Source organism: Pseudomonas syringae group sp. J254-4 (genome assembly GCF_032586855.1).
In the GTDB taxonomy this organism is placed as follows: domain Bacteria; phylum Pseudomonadota; class Gammaproteobacteria; order Pseudomonadales; family Pseudomonadaceae; genus Aquipseudomonas; species Aquipseudomonas amygdali.
In genome coordinates this window covers 222,121-247,973 of sequence record NZ_JAWHOO010000007.1, presented here as the reverse complement: position 1 = coordinate 247,973, position 25,853 = coordinate 222,121, and the positions used below count along the sequence as shown (strand labels likewise).

Genomic DNA, 25,853 nt, shown 5'->3' with positions numbered 1-25,853 from the left:
GGTTAAGAGCTTTCGTCTCAACCGAGGCGCGCATTCTACAGCGTCTCTTGTATCTGTCAAGCGGTTATTTTAAGAAGTTTTCAAAGTTTCCTTTGCAACTTCAACCACTTGCGCTTCGATCAACTCTGCAGTTGCTCATCAGCGGGAGGCGAATTCTACAGCGTTACAACCGCGTGTCAAACTCTTTTTTCTCACCGCTGTCGATCACTGCTGACTCGACCTACTTCCTCGCTGACTCTTCACTCCAAACCCTCGTAAACTATTGATCTACAAGGCTTTTTCGTTTCCGTCTGCGCCGGAAGTGGGGCGAATTATAGACACATCACAGAGGGCGTCAACCGTTAATTTGAACTTTCTTCGATCCTGCCGCCGCAGAACCGCCAAGACGCGGGATTCGCCTTGTAATCACTGGAATCCGCAGCAGCAACAGGAACGCACCTATCCCCGCATACAGTGCCCATTCCTTAAGGTCAGCCCTGACAATCCAGAACATGTGCAGCAAGCCCAGCCCCAGAATCACGTATATAAGCCGGTGCAGCTTCTTCCAGCGCGCCCCGAGTCGACGCTGACTATAGCGATTGGACGTCACCGCCAAAGCCAGCAGCCCGAGAAACGCCAACGCACCCACGATGATATAAGGACGCTTGACCAGCTCCACGCCCAACTGACCTAAATCCAGCCCGAGGATGAACAGCGCATACATCGTCATGTGCAGCACCACATAAGCAAAACACCACAACCCCAGTTGACGACGGACAACGATCCATCCCGGCCAGCCGGTCAGACGCTGCAAAGGCGTCATGGACATTGTGATCAGCAACATCACCAGAGTCGCCAGCCCGAAGTTCTCTACCAGAACCTTGCCCGGATCAGGACCCAGGGCAAAGATCCATGCCTGATAGAGCCACCAGACCGGCGCAACACACGCGGCGAGAAATACAGCCAGACGCCAGAACGGGTATCGCATCAATAGTCCTTCCTCAGATCCATACCGGCATACAAGGCACCCACCTCCTCCTCATAACCGTTGAACATTTTCGTGTCGCGCAGATTCGGACTGAATAGCCCACTCGGCAAGCGACGCTCTCGGGCCTGGGTCCAACGAGGGTGATCCACCGTCGGGTTAACGTTGGCATAGAAGCCGTACTCATTTGCCGCAATGCTTTGCCATGTGGTCTTCGGCTGCTCACTGACCAGACTGATACGCACGATGGACTTCACACTCTTGAAGCCATACTTCCAAGGCACTACCAAACGCAGCGGCGCGCCGTTCTGATTAGGCAACTCACGTCCATACATGCCCACCGCAAGAATCGCCAACGGATTCATCGCTTCATCCAGCCGCAGCCCCTCTACATACGGCCAGTCGATGAGGGCAAAGTCAGAGCGTTGCCCAGGCATGGACTTTGGGTCTTCAAGCGTTTCGAAGCGAATGTATTTGGCCTTCGAGGTCGGCTCTACCTGCTTAAGCAGTGCAGAGATCGGAAAGCCCATCCAGGGAATGACCATCGACCAGGCTTCGACGCAGCGCAGCCTATAGATCCGCTCCTCCAACTGGTAAGGCTTCATGAAGTCTTCCAGCGCATAGCGGCCCGGCTTGCCGACTTCACCATCGATCACTACGCTCCACGGTTCAGTCTGCAAGGAACCGGCATTTTTTGCCGGATCGCCCTTGTCGGTACCAAACTCGTAGAAATTGTTGTAGTGGGTGGCGTCCTTGAACGGCGTGATCGCCTCATCCTTGACATTGACCGCCTGCCATTTAGTGGACGCAAGTTTGTCGGCGAACCACCCCGGCGCTTTCCCGGGCTCTACATCCGCATAGCGCGAAGCATCTGCAGCGCTTGCCCAGCGCGGCAGCGCCGTGACGGCCAGACCCGCAAGCGAGCCGCCGAGCAATGTACGTCGAGAGAGATAGATGGATTCAGGCGTGACGTCCGACTCTTTGGAGTCGGACGCAGAAGGAAGCTTGATTAGCATAATGACTCCACAGCCTAAGGGAACTGATGCACCAGTAGACTACGGAGTATGGTGGAAATTAGATCATTGAGAGGCTTTATGACGACGCAATAGATACTGAATAGGTCCCGACAGTGCGTAGGCGAGGAATATCAGCAGCAGAATGCGTGGCGGGTCGCTGAATACCACGGCAAACACCAGCACCACGGCCAGAATCGCAACAAAAGGTACACGCCCTTTCAGGTCCAGCTCCTTGAAGCTGTTGTACTTGATGTTGCTGACCATCAGCATGCCTGCAGCCGCAACCAGCAAGGCCACCAGGAACGACAACTTCGAACCCTGAATCCCGAAATCACTGAACGCCCAGACCGTGCCAGCTACAACACCTGCCGCAGCAGGGCTAGCCAGGCCGATAAAGTAGCGTTTGTCAGCCTTGCCGACCTGAGTGTTGAAGCGCGCCAGACGCAATGCCGCGCCCGCCACATAGATGAAGGCCACCATCCAGCCCACCTTGCCCATGTCACCCAATGCCCAACCGAATGCCAGCAACGCGGGTGCCACACCAAAGGCGACCATGTCGGACAGGGAGTCGTACTCGGCACCAAACGCGCTTTGGGTATTGGTCATGCGCGCAACGCGACCATCCAGCCCGTCGAGAACCATGGCGACGAAGATCGCAATGGCAGCGAACGCGAAATACTTGCTCGCACCAGCGGTATCACCTGCACTCATCGCGCTTTGTGCGCTCATGGAACTGATGATGGAGTAAAAGCCAGCGAACAGGTTCGCGGTGGTAAACAGGTTGGGCAGCAGATAGATACCGCGATGCCGGACCTGCCGGCCTTCGGCGTCATGGCCTTCTTCCACATGTTCATCGATAGGTAGCAGACTTTCAGCGTCGGAGGCCTTGTTGGGCTCCTCGGGACGTTCGCTCATGGAGATTACCTTGCAGCGGCATGAAAAGGTTCGACAGAGGTCTGCCGCGAGGGTTCGGCGGCAAACGATGCAGCTTTATACCAGAGCCTGACCCATAACGAAAAAACGCGACCGATTGGCCGCGTTTTTTTGCGAAGCTAAAGCTTAGTTCTTGTCTTTGTCGACGATTTTGTTGGCAGCGATCCAAGGCATCATCGAGCGCAGTTTCTCGCCGATGATTTCGATACCGTGGGCAGCGTTGTTACGACGCTTGGCGGTCATCGAAGGGTAGCCGGTAGCGCCTTCGCTGATGAACATCTTCGCGTACTCACCATCCTGGATGCGCTTCAGAGCGTTGCGCATGGCCTGACGGGATTCAGCGTTGATGACTTCAGGGCCGGTCACGTACTCGCCGTACTCGGCGTTGTTGGAGATCGAGTAGTTCATGTTGGCGATACCGCCTTCGTACATGAGGTCAACGATCAGCTTCAGTTCGTGCAGGCACTCGAAGTAGGCCATTTCCGGCGCGTAGCCAGCTTCAACCAGTGTTTCGAAACCAGCTTTTACCAGCTCGACAGTACCGCCGCACAGAACAGCCTGTTCGCCGAACAGGTCGGTTTCGGTCTCGTCCTTGAAGGTAGTTTCGATGATACCGGTACGGCCGCCGCCAACGCCCGAAGCGTAGGACAGGGCAACGTTCTTGGCGTTGCCGGAAGCATCCTGATAAACCGCGATCAGGTCAGGAATACCGCCGCCCTTGACGAACTCGGTACGTACGGTGTGGCCCGGAGCCTTTGGCGCGATCATGATCACGTCGAGGTCAGCGCGCGGTACAACCTGGTTGTAGTGAATCGCGAAGCCGTGGGAGAACGCCAGTGTTGCGCCCTTTTTCAGGTTCGGCTCGACTTCATTCTTGTACAGCTGGGACTGGAACTCGTCCGGGGTCAGAATCATGACCAGGTCGGCAGCAGCAACGGCAGAAGCAACATCAGTCACTTTCAGGCCATGAGCCTCGGCCTTGGCGACAGTAGCCGAACCTTTACGCAGGCCAACAGTGACATCAACGCCGGAGTCTTTCAGGTTGCACGCTTGAGCGTGGCCTTGCGAACCGTAACCGATGATGGCGACTTTCTTGCCCTGGATGATCGAAAGGTCACAGTCTTTGTCGTAGAAAACTTTCATGGAAATCCCCTGTTATCTTGGCCGTTCAGGCCATTTGCTTAATTGATTTAAATGCTCAGCACTTTGTCGCCACGGGCAATGCCCGTTACGCCACTGCGTACTGTTTCCAGGATAGCGGCGGTGCCGATGGCCTGAATGAAGCTGTCCAGTTTGTCGCTCGTGCCGCTCAGCTGCACGGTATAAACGCTGGCGGTCACGTCGACGATCTGCCCGCGGAAGATATCCGTGGTGCGTTTGATCTCGGCACGCTGCGCGCCAGTGGCCTTGACCTTGACCAACATCAGCTCGCGTTCGATGTGAGCGCTTTCCGACAGGTCGACCAGCTTGACCACTTCGATAAGTTTGTTGAGGTTCTTGGTGATCTGCTCGATCACCTCATCATGGCCTACGGTGGTGAGCGTCAGACGCGACAGGGTCGGGTCCTCGGTCGGCGCAACCGTCAGGCTTTCGATGTTGTAGTTGCGCTGGGAGAACAGACCGACGACGCGAGACAATGCACCCGGTTCGTTTTCCAGCAGCAGGGAAATGATATGGCGCATGATTATGTCCGCTCCGTCTTGCTCAACCACATATCGCGCATGGAGCCGTCCTTGATCTGCATCGGGTAGACGTGCTCGGTCACATCGACCTGAATATCCATGAACACCAGACGATCAGTCATGGCAAAAGCTTCTTCCATCTTTGGCTTCAAGTCCTTCAGGTCAGTGATACGCATGCCGACGTGGCCATAGGCTTCGACCAGCTTGACGAAATCAGGCAGCGATTCCATGTAGGAATGCGAGTGACGCGAGCCATAGCTCATGTCCTGCCACTGACGGACCATACCCAGAACACCGTTGTTGAGCAGGATGATCTTCACCGGCAGGCCGTACTGCAGGCAGGTCGACAGCTCCTGGATGTTCATCTGGATGCTGCCTTCACCGGTCACACAGGCAACGTGCGCATCCGGAAAGCTCAGCTTGACGCCCATCGCAGCCGGGAAGCCAAAGCCCATCGTGCCCAGACCGCCCGAGTTGATCCAGCGGTTCGGCTTGTTGAAACGGTAGTACTGCGCAGCGAACATCTGATGCTGGCCAACGTCCGAGGTGACATAAGCGTCGCCATTGGTGACCTCGCACAGCGTTTCGATAACGGCTTGCGGCTTGATGACCGTGCCATCGCCACGGTTGTAAGGGAACAGATCGCCCGTACAGCGCCACTCGTCAATCTGCTTCCACCACGCGGCAACGGATGCCTTGTCAGGTGTCTCGCCGATCTCTTTCAACGTGGCGACCATTTCGGTCAGCACGCTTTCTACAGGACCCACGATAGGCACGTCGGCCTTGATGGTCTTGGAGATCGAAGCCGGGTCGATGTCGATGTGGATGATTTTTGCGTTCGGGCAGAACTTGCTCGCGCCATTGATGACACGGTCATCAAAGCGCGCGCCTACAGCCAGAATGACGTCAGTGTGGTGCATCGCAAGGTTGGCGGTGTAGCTGCCATGCATCCCGAGCATGCCGACGAACTGGCGGTCAGTGCCCGGATAGCAGCCAAGACCCATCAGGGTATTGGTGACCGGAGCGTTGAGCAGTTGTGCCAGTTCGGTCAGTTGCGCCGACGCATTGCCCATGATCACCCCGCCACCGGCGTAGACGATAGGACGCTTGGCCGCCAGCAGCATCTCGACGGCTTTGCGGATCTGGCCGGAATGACCACGAACCGCAGGGCTGTAGGAGCGCAGCTTGGCTTTTTTCGGGAAGACGTATTCGAACTTCTCGGCCGGGTTGGTCATGTCTTTCGGAATGTCGACCACGACAGGGCCCGGACGACCGGACTGCGCCAAGTAGAAAGCCTTTTTCAGGACTTCCGGGATTTCCGACGGGTGCTTGATCATGAAGCTGTGCTTCACGATCGGCCGGGAGATACCGATCATGTCGGTCTCCTGGAACGCATCGGTACCCACCAGCGTGCTCGCTACCTGACCGGACAGAACCACCATCGGAATGGAGTCCATATACGCCGTGGCGATACCGGTAATGGCATTGGTTGCACCCGGGCCGGACGTCACCAGCACCACGCCCGCCTTGCCGGTAGCCCGCGCATAGCCGTCGGCCATGTGCGTGGCAGCCTGCTCGTGGCGAACAAGGATATGGCTTACCGCCGGTTCTTTGAACAGGGCATCGTAGACATGCAGGAGGGCACCACCCGGGTACCCATAGATATGCTCAACGCCTTCGTCACGCAAAAAGCGGACGACCATTTCAGCGCCAGATAAAAGCTCCACGTTGTTCACCTCTAAAACGCCAGAATACCGCCCACTCCGGGACGGGTCTTAATAGGTTTACTGCCAGCAGAGCATGAGCGACGGTGGTCGCCGACTACGTCAGCACTGACTGAGCAAGTATTGGGAGGTCCCTGAGTGTTGCGGAACATTCCCACCCAGCGCGAGGTAACGCGTTGCGGGTGTTACAGGTCGGCGCGGGTGTGCGCCTCATGATCTACTGAGAGGGTCTGCTTCTGGCAGTCCTTCTACAGCGAACTTTGGATTGTTGTGATTCCCCCCCTTCAAGTCAAGTGATCCGTGCGCTTTCTTGACAGCGGACCGGCGAAATCGCACCGTTTCGGACTGAAATGCACCGTTATGGTAGTTTTCTGTATGCACAGACTCTCAAGGACACGACATGCATTGGATGATTCTCGCAGCCGCACTGGCCCTCAGCACAACCAGCCAGGCCGCCTCAATCTATAAGTGGGTCGACGCCCAGGGCGTGACGCATTTCGATGCTCAACCCCCCACCGGCCAGCAGGTACAGGAAATCAATGTGCAGAAGCCGCCGCCTGCCGCTGCACCGAGCACTCCTGCGGACGACGGAGCCGCACAGCAACGCGCCATTGAGCAGAAAGTCAAAAGTCAGGTGAAAGCTCAGGAAGCGAAACGCGCGGAAAATTGCGAAACCCTGCGCACCAATCTTGCGCAGTTGCAGAATAATCCGCGAGTACGCGAGCAGGTTGGAGGAGAATCGAGGCGTCTTACGGAAGAAAACCGCAAGACGCGTACCGAAGAAACCGAGAAAGCCATCAGCGAATTCTGTCGCTAGAGGATTGGCTCAGCGAGCGGCTGTAATCAACTGGTCGAACCGTGCCAGATGCTGTTGCAGCAGCCGGGTTTCACCCAGGCGCCCGGCATAGACCATCTCGGCCATCTCCAGAATGCCGGACGCATTGGGCAGCGGCAGGTCGCGCTCAAGAATGACTTTCATGCGCGGCAGGAAGATCCATTGCAGCCACTGCGCGAACTCGAGCGTATCGACGCTGAAAGGTTCCTGACTCGCAAGCGCCTGCTCGCTGGGCGGCGTCGCATCCCACCAGCCCAGCGCGCGCAACTCGCGCTCTATCAACAGCAACTGCTCGGCCACCTCAGGCAAACGCACGTCCATCAGCGAGCCTTTTGGCGAGCCAGCGCAGCACCGGCCGCATCACCCTGCTTTTCGCGAGATTGAGCGATCAGACCCCAGAGGCTGGCCTGAAGGCTGGTACGCCCGTTGGCGTAGGTCAGACCGCGACGAGCCAGTTGCTCGGCCTGGGCTGCATCACCCTGAGCCAGACGCACCTGAGCCAGACGATAAAGCACCTGAGGCTCACGCGGGGCAACACGCTGCGCACGCTCAAGGCTTGAGGATGCGCCGTTGAGGTCGCCACTGCTTTGCTGTTGCTGTGCCGTGGTCAGTAACGCCAGTACCGGACCGTCAAGCTGCTCGTCCTCTGACAAACCGCCGCCACTGGACGGAATACCGGTAGGTGCAGAAGCAGCCGGCATGCTGTAACTGTTGTTCGCCGGAGCCGGGCTGATCGGGGCCTGATTGATCGGAGCCGCGTCGACAGGCGGCGTGTTGACACTGAACGGCGCCTGACTGGCCGGCGCAGAGAAGCTCTGCCCTGCATCAGCACCACCAGCGCCCGGCACCATCACCACGACACCCGAATCCTGCGGCACGGCTTGCGGCTGCTGGACTGGAGCGGTGTTGGTTCGATAAGTGCCATTACGCGACGCTGCCGCGCGCTCGCCGTTGGACACCTTGGAGCTCGAATCCACGACCGGAATCGAGCCGCGTTCCACACTGGCGCAGCCGTTCAGCAAGGCCAGTGCCGTTAAAGCGGGAATCCACCATTTATTCACTTCAAAACCTCGATTGCCTAGTTCAACCAACCCTTGACCCAGTCCATCACCTCAGTGGCAGGTGCCGGAGCGCCGCCGCATGTCGCGCCGGGCTGGGGCTCACTGCCGCGAATATACGGCATCTGCACTGCATTCGGGCAGCTCGAATCAGAACCCTGACCGGTCTGAGCATCGACCCACGCCTGAACGACGTTATCCGGCATCGCCATGTCCAGCGGCAGCGGATTGGCCTTGCGCATAAAGCTGGTCCAGACCTGCAAGGCACCAGTGGCACCGGTAAACGGAGTCTTGCCGTTATCATCACGGCCCATCCACACCACTGCCAGCAGATCCTGACTGAAACCGGCGAACCAGCTGTCGCGCGAGTCGTTACTGGTGCCAGTCTTGCCCGCCAGGTTCAGCGAGCTTGGCAACACGTTGTAAACAGATTTGCCCGTCCCTTCGCGCATGACACGCTGCATCGCATTCTGTACCAGATAAATGGCACCCGGATCGAAACGCTGCTCGATCTTGAACGGATAACGCTTGAGCGGTTCACCTTCGGCGGTCAGCACACTGCGAATACCGCGCATCGGCGTATTGAACCCGCCACTGGCGATGGTCTGGTACATGGTGGCGACTTCCATCGGGCTCAAGCCGCCCGCGCCCAGCAGCATCGACGGATAAGCAGGCCACTCACGCGTTACACCCAGCTTGGCCAGTGTCTTGAACACAGTCGGAATACCCAGCTCAAGGCCCAGCTTGGCAGTCGACAGGTTGTAGGAGTGCGCCAGCCCTTGATACAGAAAGATGTTGCCATGCGACTTGTGATCGTAGTTCTGCGGTTTCCATATCTGGCCATCAGCGCCCTTGACCTGAAACAGTTCGTCGGCAATCCAGCTGGTCAGCGTGTACTGGCTCGGACGCTCCAGTGCGGTCAGGTAAATAGCCGGCTTGACCAGCGAGCCAATCGGACGCACTGCATCGATCGCCCGGTTGAAGCCCGAGAACCCGGCCTCGCGACCGCCAATCAGCGCCTGCACTTCACCGGTCTCCGGGTTGGTGACGACCATACCCGCCTCTACTTCATCCACACCCTTGCGCCCGGCGAGCTTTTTGAACGTGTCGTCCATGGCGGCCTGGGACTTCATCTGCAGGATCGGATCAAAGCTGGTAAAGATCCGCAGCCCTTCTTCGGTCAAGTCTTCATCGCGGTAGTCTTCGCGCAACTGGCGCTTGACCAGATCCAGGAACGCCGGGAACGAGCTATCGGCGAGCGTGCCGGTTTTGGTCACGCCCAGTGGCATTTTCTTCGCGGCGGCCACCACTTCGGGGGTGGCCACACCTTGCTGTTCAAACAGGTCGAGCACCAGATTACGACGTTCCAGAGCACGCTCGGGGTTGCGCCGCGGGTTGTAGAAGGACGGCCCCTTGACCAGCCCGACCAGCATCGCCACCTGATGAATCTTCAGCTCGGAAAGCGGCTGACTGAAGAAATACTGACTGGCCAGACCGAAACCGTGCACTGCACGCTGACCGTCCTGACCGACAAATACTTCATTGAGGTAAGCCTCGAGGATTTCCTGCTTGCTGTAATGAATCTCCAGCAAGACCGCCATCATGGCTTCGGTGAGCTTACGGGTCAGGCTGCGCTCGTTGGTCAGGTAGAAGTTCTTGACCAACTGCTGGGTCAGCGTACTGCCGCCCTGGCGCATCTGTCCTTGCGAAGTATTCACCCAGATAGCCCGGGCAATGGACTTGGGTGACACGCCGAAGTGGTGGTAGAAATCGCGGTCCTCGACCGCCACCAGCCCGTCAAGCAGATACGGCGGTGCCTGATCAAGCTTGATCAGGATCCGGTCTTCGAGGTTCTTCGGGTAAAGCCCGCCAATCAGCAAGGGCTCAAGCCGCGCCACGGCAAGCTTGGCACCATTACCTGATGACAGGTCGGCGACGTAATCGCCGGAAAAGCGCACGCGCACCTGCTGCGCCGCATCAGTGCCCTCGTAGAACTGGAAGCCACGCGTGTTGAGGTCGACGGTATTGCCATTCACCGCCGCAGCGCCGGGGCCATTCGCGACGCTTTCGCGGCGATAACCCAAGGCGTCGAGTTCGATGAGAAAATCGTCACGGCTCAGCTTCTGCCCGACGAACAGCTCCAGCGGTCGTGCATAGACCTTGGCCGGAATGGTCCAGCGCTTGCCGGAGAACTTCTCCTGAACGATTGCATCGAGGTAAATGGCCAGGCCGCCCAGCAGAACCAGGCCGACAATACCGAGCTTCAACGCCCAGCCCAGCCACTTGTTCAGGCTGCGAGGAGGTTGCTTTTTAGGAGAACGAGAGGTGCGGGATCGAGTCATGGGCGCGGATTATACGCACTTTAGCAAGGATCGACAGACGCCCGAGTCTGCGGTTTGCAGCCTCGCGCCAAGCGGCCATAATGGCGGCATCGCTTACTTACATTTTGAACACATTCCTGAAGGATCACCCGTGAGCCAGTCTTTGATTGCTGCCCTGCAGAACCCTGCTCTTTTCCCACATCCGGTGGAAAATTTCCAGCTCATCGAAACGCACATTTCGTGGGTTCTGCTGACTGGCCCGTATGCCTACAAATTCAAGAAACCGATGAACTTCGGTTTTCTGGATTTCACTACCCTGGCTCTGCGTAAGCATTTCTGTCACGAAGAGCTGCGCCTCAATCAGCGCCTGACCGACGACCTCTACATCGAAGTGCTGCCGATCACCGGCACAGTCGACGCGCCGCAATTGGGCGGCGACGGCGAAGTCATCGAATACGCCTTGAAGATGAAGCAATTTTCACAGGACGGCTTGCTCAGCACCCTGCAAGCCAACGGAGAGGTGACCACTGCGCATATCGACGAACTGGCGCGCCAGATCGCAGGCTTCCACCTCACCTCACCGCAGGTCGGAACCGAAAGCGAACTGGGCTCGCCTGACAGCGTCATGGCCCCTGTGGTACAGAATTTTGAGCAGATTCGTCCACTGATCAGCGAAAAATCCGACCTGGCACAGCTTGAGGCCCTGCAGGCGTGGGCAGAGTCTAGCTTTGCGCGGCTCAAGCCACTGCTGGCTCAGCGCAAGGCCGACGGATTCATCCGCGAATGCCACGGCGACATCCATCTGGGCAACGCGACAGTGATTGACGGCAAGGTCGTGCTGTTTGACTGCATCGAGTTCAACGAACCGTTCCGCAAGACCGACGTGTACGCCGACATCGGCTTCCTGGCAATGGACCTTGAGGACCGCGGCCTGAAATCCCTTTCCCGGCGCCTGATCAGCCAGTACCTGGAAGTCACCGGCGACTACGCAGGCCTGGAACTGCTGAATTTCTACAAGGCTTATCGGGCGATGGTTCGTGCCAAAGTGGCGCTGTTCAGCCAGCCATCCGATGCCGACGGTGTGCAGCGCGCAGCGACGCTTCGTCAATACCGCAACTACGCCAATCTGGCCGAAAGCTACAGCGCCATTCCCTCACCGTTCCTGACAATTACCCACGGTGTATCAGCCGTCGGCAAAAGCCATGTCGCAATGCGCCTGGTGGAATCGCTGGGCGCCATTCGCCTGCGTTCGGACATAGAGCGCAAGCGCCTGTTTGCCGGGCGAGATGAAGAGATGTATGGCGCGCAAGCCAACGATGCAACCTATGCACACCTGCACGAACTTGCCGGTATAACCCTTCGCGCAGGCTTCTCGGTAGTGATCGATGCCACCTACCTCAAGCATGGGCAGCGTGATGCAGCGGCAAAAGTCGCCGAAAACACCGGCGTGCCGTTTATGATCCTCGATTGCGAAGCACCACAGGCAGTGATCGCTGGCTGGCTTGCCCAGCGTCAGGCACAGAACAATGATCCTTCCGACGCAACCCTGGAGGTCATCGAGGCCCAGCAGGCCAACCGCGAACCGCTGAGCGCAGAGGAAACGCTGCGCAGCAAGAAGGTTGCCACCCACATCAGCAGTGAGCTGGACAGCCTCATCGACAACCTGCGCCAGCGCCTGCCGGGGCTGTAAAACCGGTACATGGCCGTTGAGCGGGTAACGCTTCACGGCCTCGCAATGATGGCGATATAATGGCGCCATAATTCCAACGCAACCACATGTCCGAGGCCATCATGAGCCAGCCCAAACAAATCGACTCACCGCTTTATATGCTGCTGCGCAAAGATGATGTCGAAGGTTTCAACCAGGAAAAACCGCGGACCGGCACAATTGACATGGCCGGGGGCGACTTTCGAGGGCTGGACCTGCGGGCACTGGACACCGCCGGTATCGACTTCACCGACGCCTACTTCCGGTCTGCCGACCTTCGCGGCCTGGACCTGCGGCACACGCCGATGGAAGGTGCGAGTATCGCTCACGCACAGATTTCAGGCGTGTTCTTCCCCGCCGAGCTCTCGGCTGACGAGATTCTGATGTCGGTAAATTTCGGTACGCGCCTGCGCTATCGCACCCGCTAAAACCGTAAAACCGTCGCAGCCTGCATGCGCAATGCATGTCAGGCTGGCGCTGTGTCGCTTCATTTCCGAAACTCCCCCTCTAAATATCGCGGCCATGCGCAGCCAGCCGTTATGCCGTGCAAGGCATTTTTGGCCTATGGATAGCTGTCAGGTGAAGAGCATGGACAGGGTCAAAAGAACTGCTGACTTAGAAATGAGAATCGTTATGATTATCACATCCGGTCGCGAGACTGGACGGTAACTGAAAGACCTTGGTTCGGACTTTCAGATTATCTCCTCATCAGGCTAATCACGGTTTTTGACCCGGCTCTTTGCCGGGTCTTTTTTTGTCCTTCAAAAAGCTGCCCACCGCTCAAAAACCGTTGCCATACGACTCATACAGGCCAAGTCTGGCCAGCAAATCGTCCAGCAAGCTTGAGCCACCCAACCGCACGCGCCCGGCATTCATCCATTGCCGACCAAAACGCGCACGCGCCAGCATCATGTAAAAACGTGCCTCGTCGAACGTCCGGATCCCTCCCGCAACCTTCAACCCCACCTGCCCGCCGACGTCCGCGATAGACTCGAGCATCACCCGCGCAGCCTGCGGTGTAACGTGGGTGGCTGATTTGCCTGTGCTGGTCTTGATAAAGTCGGCACCCGAAACAATCGCATCGCGGCAAGCGTTGAGGATCATTTGGGAATCGCGCAGATCGCCGGTTTCAAGTGTCGCAGTGAGTTTGACCCGCCCTGCACACAATGAGCTGCACGCCGATATCATCTCAAGGCCGGGCTGCCGATCTCCGCCGAGCAGTGCGCGAAAGGGATACACCACATCTATTTCGTCCGCGCCGGACAGCAACGCGGCGCGAACTTGCGAGGTCACTGACTGAATGTTGCTGCTGCCGTGAGGGAAATTGACTATGGCGACAACCTTGATGTCATGCGCCTGCATACGGTCCAGGGTGGTACGCGCCAGACACACGAAACGCGGCTGCACGCAAACCGCGGCAACCTGCCCTACAGGCGTCCATGCGCGCTGACAAATGCCGACGATGCGCTGCTCCGTATCGTCGGCATTGAGGGCAAACAGCTCAAGCAGCCTTATGACCTGACGCGCCAGCCGCTCATCATCTGCTGTCATCTCTTTCATGGCGTATTCGCTCTGCAAAACATGAGCAGAACGATATACGGGCTTGAAGGCCAGAAGGCGCAAGGACCATGCTCAGAGAAAAAAGCCACAGGAAGACAGGAAAAAACTGACGCAGCCTGTAACAAGCCCCGCGTACGACAACGCGACAATCCAAAGAAGCTGTCAGACTACCCAGGTCAGGCGTCTACACAAAAAACAGGCCTGTGGAGGCTTCTTGAAATTCCTTTGCACCTCAAGTCACTTGCACGAAGCCCAGAGCAGGGGTTTCGAGCTAGGCGGACACGCATTGCTGGCAGTACGTCGTCAGGGTGAAGTGTTCATCTACAAAAACCGCTGCCCGCATCGCGGTATCGCCCTGGAATGGCAGCCGGATCAATTCCTCGACAGCAGCGCCAGCCTGATCCGGTGCGCAATGCATGGGGCGTTGTTTCTGATCGAGAATGGCGAATGCGTTGCCGGCCCCTGCGAAGGCCAATCATTGACGGCAATCCAGAGCCGTGAAGATGCTGAGGGGATCTGGGTGTCGCTGCCCATGGAGGATGACGAGGACTGACTCGTCACGCCCAGAACGCTTCAATCCAGCCAGTGCACCTGCAGTCGTCGGTCAATAACAATTTCGTCTGGCGTCAGATGCACACCGTAGGCAAGAATTTGCACTCCAGCGTCAATGGCTTCGCGCAACGCAGCCGCGTAAGCCGGATCGATCTCCTTTGCGGGTCGCACGGCGTCGATACCGGTGAGGTTGACGCAATACAACAACACGGCCCGCACGCCTTCGCGCGCCAGCGTGGCCAGTTCACGCAAGTGCCGCGCACCACGCTGGGTAACCGCGTCGGGAAACGCAGCGACACTGGAATCATCGAAACCCAACGTGACACTTTTCACTTCCAGATACAGATAGCCATCAGGGTATTCAAGGCGAAAGTCCACACGACTCTTTTCCTGCCCATAGGCCACCTCGCGCTTGAGCGTCGTAAACCCCTCGAGTTCGCTGATAACCCCGGCGCGCAAGGCCTCTTCAACCAGCGTATTAGCTCGCCCGGTGTTGATACAGGCCAGCCTGCCCTGCGGCGTCTCGCTGATTTCCCAAGTGCCCGGCAGCTTGCGCTTCGGGTCACTTGCACGGCTGAACCACACACGCCCACCGGGCATCATGCAGTTGAGCATCGAACCGGTATTGGGGCAGTGAATGGTCAACAGCTCGCCGCTGTCGGTTTCGATATCAGCCAGAAAGCGTTTGTAACGGGTCAGCAGACGACCCTGTTCAAGCTGCGGAGCAAAGCGCATCAGGCACCCCAGCTACGCAAACCGCGAGCAATTCGCTCGACTGCCTGCTGAAGGCGCGGAAGGCTCTGTGTATAGGCAAAGCGCACATGATGCCCAGCCTGATGGCGACCAAAGTCCAGGCCTGGCGTAAAAGCGACATGCTCGGTTTCCAGAAAATGCCGGCAGAACGCGAAGGCATCGCCGCCAAACGCCGAGATGTCGGCGTACAAATAGAATGCCCCTTCCGGCTCGACGGCAATACCGAAACCCAGTTCGCGCAGCGCAGGCAACAGGAAGTCCCGGCGACGGCCGAACTCGGCGCGCCGCTGCTCGAATATTTCAAGTGTCTGCGGCTCAAAGCAGGCAAGCGCGGCATGTTGCGCCATGCTTGGCGCGCTGATGTAGAGGTTCTGCGCCAGTTTTTCCAGATCGGCCACGGCGTCTTGCGGTGCAACCAGCCAGCCGAGGCGCCAGCCTGTCATGCCGAAATACTTTGAAAAACTATTGAGGACAAACGCTTCGTTATCAACCTCCAGCACACTGCTGGCCTCCACGCCGTAGGTCAGGCCATGGTAAATCTCATCCACCACCAGGTGGCCGTTGCGAGCTTTCAGCGCTTGTGACAAGGCTGCCAGCTCGTCGCGATTCAACAGCGTGCCAGTAGGATTGGCAGGTGATGCCACCAGCGCGCCGACACTGTTCTGGTTCCAGTGAGCCGCCACCAGTTCGGGATTCAGTTGATAGCGTTCTTGCGGACCGACCGGCACCAGTTGCGCCTCGCCCTCGATCAAACGCAGGAAGTGTCGATTGCAAGGGTAGCCAGGGTCGGCGAGCAACCAATGCTTGCCCGGATCGACCAACAGGCTGCTGGCAAGCAACAACGCGCCCGAACCGCCCGGAGTGATCAGAATGCGCTGGGGATCAATATCAACGCCGTAGCGTCGGGCGTAAAATCCGGAAATGGCTTCGCGCAGTTGCGGAAGGCCGCGAGCGGCGGTGTAGCGGGTCTTGCCGTCTGCCAGTGCAGCCTGGCCAGCCTTGATGATGGGCTGCGCAGTCGTAAAATCGGGCTCACCGATTTCAAGGTGAATAACGTCATGACCCGCTGCCTGCAGTTCATTGGCACGCGCCAGCAGCGCCATCACATGAAAAGGTTCGATGGCGCGACTACGTGCACTGTAAGGCTGGGTCATGGATATTCCTTTATGGGTGCGGGTATTAAAAACATGATTGTCATGACGACGCGGCATGATTCTACCGAACCGACCGCCCTACGGTGCGTTAACGGGCTGAAAAACCCGTTCATCAAACGCTGAATAAAAGAAAGCTACGACGGTGCGCATCGACTAGAGTTCATTTAACTGAAGGGCAGATGTGAAATAGCCATCTCTGTAAGCGGACGGCGTCGTCATGCTCGACAACCGGGAGTAGCGCACTCCGATTTGATCTGGTAAGTTCGCCCGCTTGCAGCTGCAGGGCCGACGGGTGTCGGTGATGGAACAATCCTGCGCAATAGATTAGAAGAGTGAGAGGCGGTCCAGACATGCCCACCCCAGAAAAGCAACACAGCCATCTAATCGGCGGCTTTGCACCCTACCCGGAAACAAAGGGTGAGGAGTACATGAGCGAGCCCATGCGCGCGCACTTCACCAAGATCCTGAACAAGTGGAAGCAGGACTTGATGCAAGAGGTCGACCGAACGGTAGATCATATGAAGGACGAAGCTGCCAACTTCCCCGACCCGGCCGACCGTGCCAGTCAGGAAGAAGAGTTCAGCCTCGAACTTCGTGCCCGTGACCGCGAACGCAAGCTGATCAAGAAGATCGACAAGACGCTGCAACTGATCAAGGACGAAGAATACGGCTGGTGTGAATCGTGCGGCGTAGAGATCGGCATTCGCCGTCTTGAAGCGCGCCCGACTGCCGACCAGTGCGTCGACTGCAAAACACTTGCAGAAATCAAGGAAAAACAGGTCGGTAAATGACCTGGGGCCGCCTTTGACTGAAAAGACGCTTCGGCGTCTTTTTTTGTGCCTGCTCGAATCGCGCCCCTAGTGCCAGTGCGCGCGTTGCCTAGCGTGCCGACGCTTCACTTCGGTTCGTCGTTCTGGATTTGCGTCCGATCTTGAACATGCGGTGCGGCGAAGATCTGTGACGCGGAGCGTCGCCCAAGGCATTCCTACGCTGGAGCGTGAGGAACGATAATCTCAACTATCGTGCGACGCTCCGCGTCGCATGCCGTTCTGGACGCTCTGCGTCACATGGCAGTTCTGTGATGTCAGGTGGGTTGGATTCTGCTCAAGTCCCCTTTTCGCCCCTCAGAGACCTACTTTGATGGGGCCAAAGTAGGCAAATCCCTTCGCTCCTGTTTTGCGTCGCCAGTGCTATCGCGACCGAAAAGCTTTGCGTTGGCAGCGGCTGCGTGTAGGGCGTGACAGTATTAACTATCGTGCGACGCTCCGCGTCGCATGCCGTTCTGGACGCTCTGCGTCCGATCTTGAACGAGCAACGCGGCGCAGAGTGAACATCGTCACGAGAGCCCGCGTGAAGACCAACCGCGTTTCGCTTGCCCACTCAAGCCAGCCACCCGTAACATCCCGCCCATGAAAAAACCGGCCTATATCGGGCGCTTTGCGCCGACTCCCAGTGGTTATCTGCATTTTGGTTCGCTGGTCGCAGCACTGGCGTCCTATCTGGACGCTCGTGCAGTGGACGGCCAGTGGCTGTTACGCATGGAAGACCTCGACCCGCCGCGCGAGGTGGCCGGCGCGCAAGCCGCGATTCTTGAAACCCTTGAGCGCTACGGCTTTGAATGGGATGGCGAGATGGCTCGGCAGAGCGAGCGCCATGATGCCTACGCCGAAGTCCTCCAGCGCTGGTTCAATCATGGCCTGGCTTACGCCTGCACCTGCTCGCGCAAACAGCTTGAAGACTTTCAGGGTGTCTATCCGGGTTTCTGCCGCAATGCAGGACATTCTCCGGAAAACGCCGCAATCCGCATCCGGGTCCCGGAGCTTGAATATCGCTTCGAAGACCGTGTGCAGGGCACATTCAAAATGCACCTGGGACGCGAAAGCGGTGACTTCGTGATCCGCAGGCGCGACGGCCTGTATGCCTATCAGCTCGCCGTGATAATCGATGACGCCTGGCAAGGCGTGACCGATATCGTACGCGGTGCCGACCTACTGGATTCGACGCCCCGCCAGTTGTACTTGCAGGAACTGCTGGGCCTGCCCCAGCCACGCTACCTGCATGTGCCGCTGATCACCCAGCCGGATGGCCACAAGCTCGGCAAATCCTATCGCTCGCCACCGCTGCCGGCCGAACAGGCCACCCCTCTGCTGATTCGGGCATTGCGGGCACTGGGGCAACCACTCGATACGCACATGACCGATGGCACCGCGCAGGAAGTGCTTGCCTGGGGAATCCGCCACTGGAACGCCGACCTGATCCCCAGACTACGCAATATTGAAGAAGCCCGGATAGACTGATCCAGAGCGGTCGCCGCAAACTGCGACGCAAGTATGCTTGCAGGTTATCCGGCATCCGTTAACATGCCGCTCCTCATCTACCAGCACAGGGAGACCAGATGTACATATACCGGTTGGTTTTGCTTCTGGTGGTAGGCATCTATCTGTTCTCTCCGGCCATCATGGACTGGTGGATCGATGCGACCGGTGCCTGGTATCGCCCCTACATGCTGTGGCTGATCCTGATCGTGGTGACGTTCATTCTGCAAAGCCAGCGAGATGCCGATGAGCTTTAGTCTGACGCAGATGCTGATGGTCAGCGCCGCCTACCTGCTGGTGCTGTTCGGTGTAGCCTGGGTCAGCGAGCACGGCCTTATTCCACGCTGGATCATCCGTCATCCGTTGACCTACACCCTGTCACTGGGCGTGTACGCCAGCGCCTGGGCGTTTTATGGCACGGTCGGCCTGGCCTATCAGTATGGCTACGGTTTTCTGTCCAGCTACCTGGGGGTTTCCGGTGCATTTCTGCTTGCGCCAGTGCTGCTCTACCCGATCCTCAGAATCACCCGCACCTACCAGCTTTCATCGCTGGCCGATTTGTTTGCCTTCCGCTTTCGCAGCACCTGGGCTGGTGCGCTGACCACCGTATTCATGTTGATCGGCGTACTGCCGTTGCTGGCCTTGCAGATTCAGGCAGTGGCCGACTCCATCGGCATTCTGACTCGCGAACCGGTGCAGGATCGGGTGGCCGTGGCGTTTTGCGCGCTGATCACCCTGTTCACTATTTTCTTTGGCTCGCGACACATCGCAACCCGTGAGAAGCACGAAGGGCTGGTATTCGCCATCGCCTTCGAATCGCTGATCAAGCTGATTGCACTGGGCGGTGTCGGGCTGTACGCCTTGTATGGCGTGTTCGACGGCCCGCAACAGCTGGAACTGTGGCTGTTGCAGAACCAGACCGCCCTCGCCTCGCTGCACACGCCGTTGCAGGAAGGCCCCTGGCGCACCCTGCTGCTGGTGTTCTTCGCCTCGGCGATTGTCATGCCGCACATGTATCACATGACCTTCACTGAAAACCTCAACCCGCGCTCGCTGGTCAGCGCCAGTTGGGGGCTGCCACTGTTTCTGCTGTTGATCAGCCTCGCTGTCCCACTGATCCTCTGGGCCGGGCTCAAACTCGGGGCCACGACCAGCCCGGAATACTTCACCCTCGGGATCGGTATCGCGGCCAACAGCAAGTCGTTGGCCCTGCTCGCCTATATCGGTGGACTGTCGGCGGCCAGCGGGCTGATCATCGTGACTACGCTGGCGCTGTCCGGCATGGCCCTCAACCATCTGGTTCTGCCGCTTTATCAGCCGCCAGCCGAGGGCAACATCTACCGCTGGCTGAAGTGGACGCGACGCGGGCTGATCGTGGCGATCATTGCCTTGGGTTACGGCTTCTACCTGCTGCTGGGTGCCCAGCAGGACCTGGCCAATCTGGGCATCGTCGCCTTCGTTGCGACCCTGCAATTCCTGCCGGGCGTGCTGTCGGTGTTGTACTGGCCGACCGCCAACCGGCGCGGCTTCATCGCAGGCCTGCTGGCCGGCATTGCGGTCTGGGCAGTCAGCATGCTGCTGCCGCTGATCGGCAACCTGCAGGGCTTCTATATTCCCTGGCTGAACATGATCTACGTGCTGGACGACACCAGCTGGCACATGGCAGCTATCGCGTCCCTCGCGGCCAACGTGTTGTTGTTCACCCTGATCTCCCTGTTCACCAATGCCAGCCCTGAAGAAGTCGGTGCCGCCGAGGCCTGCGCGGTCGATAACGTGCGCCGCCCGCAACGCCGTGAACTGCATGCCGTGTCGCCCCAGGAATTCGCCACCCAACTGGCCAAGCCGCTGGGCGCGAAAGCCGCACAGAAGGAAGTCGAACAGGCGTTGCGCGATCTGTACCTGCCATTCGACGAGCGCCGTCCTTATGCCCTGCGCCGTCTGCGCGACCGGATCGAGGCCAACCTGTCCGGGTTGATGGGGCCAAGTGTCGCCCAGGACATGGTGGAAACCTTTCTGCCGTACAAATCGGGCAGCGAAAAATACGTCACCGAAGACATACATTTCATTGAAAGCCGTCTTGAGGACTACCACTCGCGCCTGACCGGCCTTGCTGCCGAACTCGACGCCCTGCGCCGCTACCATCGCCAGACCCTGCAGGAACTGCCGATGGGGGTGTGCTCGCTGGCCGAAGATCAGGAGATCCTGATGTGGAACAGGGCGATGGAAGAGCTGACCGGTATCGTCGCCCAGCGCGTGGTGGGTTCGCGGCTGGAAACCATCGCCGAACCCTGGAAAAGCCTGCTGACCGGCTTCACCAGCCTGCCCGATGAGCATCTGCACAAGCAGAAACTCGGTCTGGACGGCCAGACCCGCTGGCTCAACCTGCACAAGGCAGCCATCAACGAGCCTCTCGCCCCAGGCAACAGTGGCCTGGTGGTGCTGGTCGAGGACCTGACCGACACGCAGATGCTTGAAGACAAGCTGGTGCACTCGGAGCGGCTGGCCAGCATTGGTCGACTGGCAGCTGGCGTGGCGCATGAGATCGGCAACCCGATCACCGGCATTGCCTGTCTTGCGCAAAACCTGCGTGAAGAGCGCGAAGAAGACGGCGAACTGAAAGAAATCAGCAGTCAGATACTTGAACAGACCAAACGTGTATCGCGCATTGTCCAGTCATTGATGAGCTTTGCCCACGCGGGGGCTCATCAGCATAGCGACGAGGCTGTTTGTCTGGCTGTTGTGGCTCAGGATGCTATTGGTCTGCTGGCACTGAACCGGCGCAATTTCGAAGTACACTTCTATAACCTGTGCAACCCCGAACATTGGGCTGTCGGCGACCCGCAGCGCTTGGCACAAGTGCTGATCAACCTGCTCTCCAATGCCCGCGATGCGTCCCCGGCAGGCAGTGCGGTCAGGGTCAGAAGCGAAGTATCCGAGCACACGGTGGACCTGATCGTCGAAGACGAAGGCAGTGGGATTTCAAAGGCAATCATGGACCGATTGTTCGAGCCGTTCTTCACTACCAAGGAGCCTGGCGAAGGAACCGGACTTGGCCTCGCGCTGGTCTATTCCATCGTTGAAGAGCATTATGGACAAATCACTATCGACAGCCCGGCCGATCCCGAGCAGCAGCGTGGAACCCGTATTCGGGTGACCTTGCCACGTCATGTCGACGCGACGTCCACCGTGAACTGAGACCGTCGAGAGAACTGAATCAATGCCGCATATTTTGATCGTCGAAGACGAAACGATTATCCGCTCAGCCCTGCGTCGCCTGCTTGAACGCAATCAGTATGAAGTCAGTGAAGCCGGCTCCGTTCAGGAAGCTCAGGAGCGCTTCAGCATTCCGTCTTTTGATCTGATCGTCAGCGACCTGCGCCTGCCAGGCGCGCCCGGTACCGAACTGATCAAGCTCGGCGAAGGCAAACCGGTGCTGATCATGACCAGTTACGCCAGCCTGCGCTCAGCGGTCGATTCGATGAAGATGGGGGCAGTGGATTACATCGCCAAACCCTTCGATCACGATGAAATGCTGCAGGCGGTCTCACGAATCCTGCGTGATCGCCAGACGGTAAAGGGTCTTCAGGACGAGCGTAACGCCCTTGCCAAGGCTAACGGCGCTGAAAAAGGCCCGGCACAGAATAATAATGGCGAGATCGGCATCATCGGTTCTTGCCCGCCCATGCTGGATCTCTACAGCAAGATCCGCAAAGTGGCACCGACCGATTCCAATGTTCTGGTCCAGGGCGAGTCGGGCACCGGTAAAGAACTGGTCGCCCGCGCCCTGCACAACCTGTCACGCCGTGCCAAGGCGCCGATGATCTCGGTCAACTGTGCGGCCATCCCTGAATCGCTGATCGAGTCTGAATTGTTCGGTCACGAGAAAGGCGCATTCACCGGAGCCAGTGCAGGTCGTGCTGGTCTGGTCGAAGCTGCTGACGGAGGCACGCTGTTTCTCGATGAAATCGGCGAGCTGCCTCTGGAAGCCCAGGCACGCCTGCTGCGCGTTTTGCAGGAAGGCGAGATTCGTCGTGTCGGCTCGGTGCAATCGCAAAAGGTCGACGTACGCCTGATTGCCGCAACCCACCGTGACCTCAAGACGCTGGCCAAAAATGGCGAGTTTCGTGAAGACCTGTTCTATCGCCTGCACGTCATCGCCCTGAAACTCCCCGCGCTGCGCGAGCGTGGCAGCGACATTCTGGAAATCGCCCGTGCGTTTCTGGTACGCCAGAGCGCCAAGGTCGGTCGCGACGACCTGAAGTTTGCCCCCGACGCCGAACAAGCCATTCGTCATTACAGCTGGCCAGGCAACGTACGCGAACTGGAAAATGCGGTGGAACGCTCGGTGATCCTGTGCGAAAACCCGGAAATCACCGCAGATCTGCTGGGCATCGATATCGAGCTCGACGGTCTGGATGACGACGAGTACATGGGCATGGCTCCGCTGCCAGGGTCTTCCGGCTCGACGGGCAATGAGCCGGCCGAAGACCTGTCGCTTGAGGACTATTTCCAGCACTTCGTTCTGGAGCATCAGGACCACATGACTGAAACCGAGCTGGCGCGCAAACTGGGCGTCAGTCGCAAGTGTCTGTGGGAACGTCGTCAGCGTCTGGGCATTCCGCGTCGCAAGGGCGTCGCCAACGAGACGTAAAAAGCGGTAAAGGCTCTGGCACACGGTGCGCAGAGCGGGCAGAAACTGTTACCGCAAACACTTCACGTAACAAAAGCCGGGTCTTACGGTAACGCAGACCCGGCTTTTTTATGCCTGCAACAACCGTCGTTCGCCCGCAAACGCCCGGTTTACGGGGCTTCGCAAAAGTTGGCACAGCTTCTGCTATATGCTTAGTACAAGAAAAACAACAAGCAGTACGACACCCATAATAAAAACAACACGAATCGACTCACGCATAACAAGAACAACACGGCGGAGGCGCAGCTAACTGATTCTTTTGGAGAGGAGTTGTATTTGGGGCTTGCCCCGCAACCAGGCCGAGAACAACAAAAACTACCCTTAGGTAGAGCCTGAACTGGTTGGATCGAATGATCATTGCAACGCAGCGACCAAAGCAATCCGTTTGCTCTTGACTCCCGATTGGGAGGTTTCACAGACGAAGGTCTCGTGAATGGGCACTCAACAAAAACAAGAAGCCCATACAGAAAACAATAATAAAGAGCACACACTTTGGGGGAGCTTCGGCTCCCCCATTAGCTTCCCCAGCGTTAATACACGCCATCGTTTGCCCTTCCGCGACAGCTTCCTACACCATCCCTCGACTAAATGCTAGAATCCCCGCCCATCATGCGGTCATTCCACGTTTTTGGCCGAATATTCCTTCAAACAGTGCATCCCATGCTGAAGAAGTTGTTCCAGTCATTTCGTTCCCCACTGCGCAAACCGCAGCAACATACGCGTACCACGCCTGAAGTGCTCAATAGCAGCCAGCATTCGCTGCAACGCAGCCAGTTCAGCCGTTATGCCGTCAATATCGTCGAGCGCCTGCAGAACGCTGGCTACCAGGCCTATCTGGTCGGTGGCTGTGTACGCGACATGATGCTCAACATCACGCCCAAGGATTTCGACGTCGCCACCAGCGCCACGCCGGAACAAGTGCGTGCCGAATTCCGCAATGCGCGGATAATTGGCCGCCGGTTCAAGCTGGTGCATATCCATTTCGGTCGCGAAATCATCGAAGTGGCGACGTTCCGCGCCAATCATCCCCAGGATGACGAAGAAGAGGACAGCAACCAGTCCTCGCGCAACGAAAGCGGGCGCATTCTGCGTGACAACGTGTACGGCACGCTTGAAGAAGACGCCCAGCGTCGCGACTTCACGATCAACGCGCTGTATTACGATCCGGTCAGCGAGCGTGTTCTGGATTACGCCAATGGCGTACACGACATTCGCAACCGTCTGATCCGCCTGATCGGCGATCCGGAGCAGCGTTATAAAGAAGACCCGGTGCGCATGCTGCGTGCGGTGCGCTTCGCTGCCAAGCTGGACTTCGGCATCGAAAAGCACAGCGCGCAACCGATTCGCTCGCTGGCACCGATGCTGCGCGATATTCCGTCGGCACGCCTGTTCGAAGAAGTGCTCAAACTGTTCCTCTCCGGGCATGCCGCTCCCACCTTTGAAATGCTGGTGGACCTGGAGCTGTTCGAACCGCTGTTCCCGGCCAGTTCCAAGGCGCTGGAATACAACCCGACCTACACCCATACACTGATCAGCAATGCCCTGATCAACACTGACCTGCGCATCAAGCAGAACAAACCGGTCACGCCGGCATTCCTGTTTGCCGCGCTGCTCTGGCCTGCCTTGCCGGCCAAGGTGCTGCGCGCCCAGGAACGTGGCATGCCGCCGATTGCAGCCATGCAGGAAGCCGCTCACGAACTGATTATCGAGCAATGCCAGCGCATCGCGATTCCCAAGCGCTTCACCCTGCCGATCCGCGAGATCTGGGACATGCAGGAGCGCCTGCCGCGCCGTTCGGGCAAACGTGCAGACCTGTTGCTGGACAACTCAAGGTTCCGTGCGGGTTACGATTTCCTGCTGTTGCGTGAAACTGCGGGCGAGCAGACCGATGGTCTGGGCCAGTGGTGGACCGATTATCAGGACTGCAACGACAGCGAACGCCGCGACATGATTCGTGACCTGAGCAACAAGCCCGAAGCTGCGGGCGCAGCGCCACGCAAGCGTCGTCGTAACAGCGGTGCCAAACGCAAGCGCACCACCGGCGAGGCGCAAAGCGGTGAATGAACCGCTGTTGACCACTGAACGCGTTTACATCGGCCTGGGCAGTAATCTTGCTGACCCGGCCGAGCAATTGCGCAGCGCCCTCAAGGCAATGGCGCAACTACCCGGTTGTGAACTGACTGGCGTGTCATCGTTCTATGTCAGCGACTCGCTGCTGCCCGGCCAGCCGCGCTTTACCAACGCCGTCGCAGCACTCGACACCACCCTGACGCCACTGACCCTGCTTGACGCCCTACAGGCCATCGAGCTGGATCAGGGCCGCGAACGCCACGAACGCTGGGGGCCTCGCACGCTGGACCTCGACATTCTGCTGTTCGGCAATCGCCTGATCGACGAACCGCGCCTTAAAGTGCCGCATTACCATATGCAGGCGCGGGCATTCGTGCTGTACCCGCTGGCAGAGCTGGCCCCAGGCCTTACGCTGGCCGACGGACGCGAACTCGACCGTCTACTCGACGACTGCCCGTTTACAGGCCTTGAGCGCCTGCCCGCCGAGGCGTAAAGCCTGTCTGTCACCGCACATGTGT

At 58.3% G+C, this 25,853-nt stretch carries 23 protein-coding genes and 1 pseudogene; 12 read left to right on the top strand and 12 right to left on the bottom strand.

Annotated features, from left to right (window positions below):
• Nucleotides 1-266, top strand: a pseudogene (locus RYB09_RS11900) (hypothetical protein); the annotation flags it as partial.
• Between the two features lie 68 nt (nucleotides 267-334).
• On the opposite strand, the gene msrQ reads toward RYB09_RS11900, so the two are convergent.
• From msrQ to RYB09_RS11870, 6 genes are all read right to left on the bottom strand, one after another.
• A complete protein-coding gene (gene msrQ / locus RYB09_RS11895) occupies nucleotides 335-967 on the bottom strand; it encodes a protein-methionine-sulfoxide reductase heme-binding subunit MsrQ (RefSeq protein WP_316888568.1) in 633 nt (210 codons plus the stop codon).
• Nucleotides 967-1,980, bottom strand: coding sequence for a protein-methionine-sulfoxide reductase catalytic subunit MsrP (gene msrP / locus RYB09_RS11890; RefSeq protein WP_058408990.1), 1,014 nt, complete (start codon nucleotides 1,978-1,980; stop codon nucleotides 967-969). Before msrP ends, msrQ begins: the two co-directional genes overlap by 1 nt.
• A 63-nt stretch (nucleotides 1,981-2,043) precedes the next feature.
• Complete coding sequence (pssA, locus tag RYB09_RS11885; RefSeq protein WP_019741330.1) at nucleotides 2,044-2,895, bottom strand: CDP-diacylglycerol--serine O-phosphatidyltransferase; 852 nt, start codon at nucleotides 2,893-2,895, stop codon at nucleotides 2,044-2,046.
• Nucleotides 2,896-3,039: 144 nt separating this feature from the next.
• Nucleotides 3,040-4,056: a ketol-acid reductoisomerase gene (gene ilvC / locus RYB09_RS11880; RefSeq protein ID WP_002552076.1), complete on the bottom strand. Its 1,017-nt coding sequence runs from the start codon at nucleotides 4,054-4,056 to the stop codon at nucleotides 3,040-3,042.
• A 47-nt stretch (nucleotides 4,057-4,103) separates the two neighbouring features.
• Complete coding sequence (ilvN, locus tag RYB09_RS11875) at nucleotides 4,104-4,595, bottom strand: acetolactate synthase small subunit (RefSeq protein WP_002552075.1); 492 nt, start codon at nucleotides 4,593-4,595, stop codon at nucleotides 4,104-4,106.
• A gap of 2 nt (nucleotides 4,596-4,597) precedes the next feature.
• Nucleotides 4,598-6,322, bottom strand: a complete 1,725-nt coding sequence (locus RYB09_RS11870; RefSeq protein ID WP_316888565.1) for an acetolactate synthase 3 large subunit — start codon at nucleotides 6,320-6,322, stop codon at nucleotides 4,598-4,600.
• Nucleotides 6,323-6,719: 397 nt separating this feature from the next.
• Here RYB09_RS11870 and RYB09_RS11865 point away from each other — a divergent pair, with 397 nt between their 5' ends.
• Nucleotides 6,720-7,136, top strand: a complete 417-nt coding sequence (locus RYB09_RS11865) for a DUF4124 domain-containing protein (RefSeq protein WP_058400377.1) — start codon at nucleotides 6,720-6,722, stop codon at nucleotides 7,134-7,136.
• 9 nt (nucleotides 7,137-7,145) lie between these two features.
• Here RYB09_RS11865 and RYB09_RS11860 read toward each other — a convergent pair whose 3' ends face one another.
• From RYB09_RS11860 to mrcB, 3 genes are read right to left on the bottom strand one after another with little or no spacing between them, the layout of a single operon-like run.
• Nucleotides 7,146-7,475, bottom strand: a complete 330-nt coding sequence (locus RYB09_RS11860; RefSeq protein WP_058400376.1) for a YqcC family protein — start codon at nucleotides 7,473-7,475, stop codon at nucleotides 7,146-7,148.
• The gene (locus RYB09_RS11855) at nucleotides 7,475-8,215 is read right to left on the bottom strand and encodes a tetratricopeptide repeat protein (RefSeq protein ID WP_233424570.1); all 741 of its coding nucleotides are present in this window, start codon (nucleotides 8,213-8,215) and stop codon (nucleotides 7,475-7,477) included. The genes RYB09_RS11860 and RYB09_RS11855 overlap by 1 nt, the downstream gene beginning before the upstream one ends.
• Nucleotides 8,216-8,232: 17 nt before the next feature.
• A complete protein-coding gene (gene mrcB / locus RYB09_RS11850) occupies nucleotides 8,233-10,554 on the bottom strand; it encodes a penicillin-binding protein 1B (protein WP_058400374.1) in 2,322 nt (773 codons plus the stop codon).
• Between the two features lie 130 nt (nucleotides 10,555-10,684).
• On the opposite strand from mrcB, the gene RYB09_RS11845 reads away from it, so the two are divergent.
• Nucleotides 10,685-12,223, top strand: a complete 1,539-nt coding sequence (locus RYB09_RS11845; protein WP_316888562.1) for a bifunctional aminoglycoside phosphotransferase/ATP-binding protein — start codon at nucleotides 10,685-10,687, stop codon at nucleotides 12,221-12,223.
• A gap of 101 nt (nucleotides 12,224-12,324) precedes the next feature.
• Entirely contained in the window at nucleotides 12,325-12,669 is a 345-nt protein-coding gene (locus RYB09_RS11840; RefSeq protein WP_002552068.1) for a pentapeptide repeat-containing protein, read from the top strand.
• A 352-nt stretch (nucleotides 12,670-13,021) separates the two neighbouring features.
• Here RYB09_RS11840 and deoC read toward each other — a convergent pair whose 3' ends face one another.
• Nucleotides 13,022-13,801 carry a deoxyribose-phosphate aldolase gene (deoC, locus tag RYB09_RS11835; RefSeq protein WP_058400372.1) on the bottom strand — a complete coding sequence of 260 codons (780 nt, stop codon included), beginning with the start codon at nucleotides 13,799-13,801 and terminating at the stop codon, nucleotides 13,022-13,024.
• Between the two features lie 214 nt (nucleotides 13,802-14,015).
• On the opposite strand from deoC, the gene RYB09_RS11830 reads away from it, so the two are divergent.
• Nucleotides 14,016-14,354, top strand: coding sequence for a Rieske (2Fe-2S) protein (locus tag RYB09_RS11830; RefSeq protein ID WP_080164419.1), 339 nt, complete (start codon nucleotides 14,016-14,018; stop codon nucleotides 14,352-14,354).
• Between the two features lie 20 nt (nucleotides 14,355-14,374).
• Here RYB09_RS11830 and sfsA read toward each other — a convergent pair whose 3' ends face one another.
• Together sfsA and RYB09_RS11820 are read right to left on the bottom strand one after the other, a co-directional pair.
• Complete coding sequence (gene sfsA, locus RYB09_RS11825; protein WP_316888558.1) at nucleotides 14,375-15,088, bottom strand: DNA/RNA nuclease SfsA; 714 nt, start codon at nucleotides 15,086-15,088, stop codon at nucleotides 14,375-14,377.
• The gene (locus RYB09_RS11820) at nucleotides 15,088-16,260 is read right to left on the bottom strand and encodes a pyridoxal phosphate-dependent aminotransferase (RefSeq protein ID WP_316888556.1); all 1,173 of its coding nucleotides are present in this window, start codon (nucleotides 16,258-16,260) and stop codon (nucleotides 15,088-15,090) included. Before RYB09_RS11820 ends, sfsA begins: the two co-directional genes overlap by 1 nt.
• 350 nt (nucleotides 16,261-16,610) lie before the next feature.
• Between RYB09_RS11820 and dksA the strand changes: the two genes are divergently transcribed.
• From dksA to folK, 7 genes are all read left to right on the top strand, one after another.
• Complete coding sequence (gene dksA / locus RYB09_RS11815; protein ID WP_002552063.1) at nucleotides 16,611-17,051, top strand: RNA polymerase-binding protein DksA; 441 nt, start codon at nucleotides 16,611-16,613, stop codon at nucleotides 17,049-17,051.
• Between the two features lie 618 nt (nucleotides 17,052-17,669).
• On the top strand, nucleotides 17,670-18,557 hold the full coding sequence (gene gluQRS, locus RYB09_RS11810) for a tRNA glutamyl-Q(34) synthetase GluQRS (protein ID WP_316888554.1): 888 nt from the start codon (nucleotides 17,670-17,672) through the stop codon (nucleotides 18,555-18,557).
• A 98-nt stretch (nucleotides 18,558-18,655) separates the two neighbouring features.
• Nucleotides 18,656-18,832, top strand: a complete 177-nt coding sequence (locus RYB09_RS11805) for a hypothetical protein (protein ID WP_002552060.1) — start codon at nucleotides 18,656-18,658, stop codon at nucleotides 18,830-18,832.
• A complete protein-coding gene (locus tag RYB09_RS11800) occupies nucleotides 18,816-21,770 on the top strand; it encodes a sensor histidine kinase (protein WP_122259841.1) in 2,955 nt (984 codons plus the stop codon). Before RYB09_RS11805 ends, RYB09_RS11800 begins: the two co-directional genes overlap by 17 nt.
• A 22-nt stretch (nucleotides 21,771-21,792) precedes the next feature.
• Nucleotides 21,793-23,226 carry a sigma-54-dependent transcriptional regulator gene (locus tag RYB09_RS11795; RefSeq protein WP_058400368.1) on the top strand — a complete coding sequence of 478 codons (1,434 nt, stop codon included), beginning with the start codon at nucleotides 21,793-21,795 and terminating at the stop codon, nucleotides 23,224-23,226.
• A 699-nt stretch (nucleotides 23,227-23,925) separates the two neighbouring features.
• On the top strand, nucleotides 23,926-25,329 hold the full coding sequence (locus RYB09_RS11790) for a polynucleotide adenylyltransferase PcnB (protein WP_002552057.1): 1,404 nt from the start codon (nucleotides 23,926-23,928) through the stop codon (nucleotides 25,327-25,329).
• Entirely contained in the window at nucleotides 25,322-25,828 is a 507-nt protein-coding gene (gene folK / locus RYB09_RS11785) for a 2-amino-4-hydroxy-6-hydroxymethyldihydropteridine diphosphokinase (RefSeq protein ID WP_058400367.1), read from the top strand. The genes RYB09_RS11790 and folK overlap by 8 nt, the downstream gene beginning before the upstream one ends.
• Nucleotides 25,829-25,853: the final 25 nt, after the last annotated feature.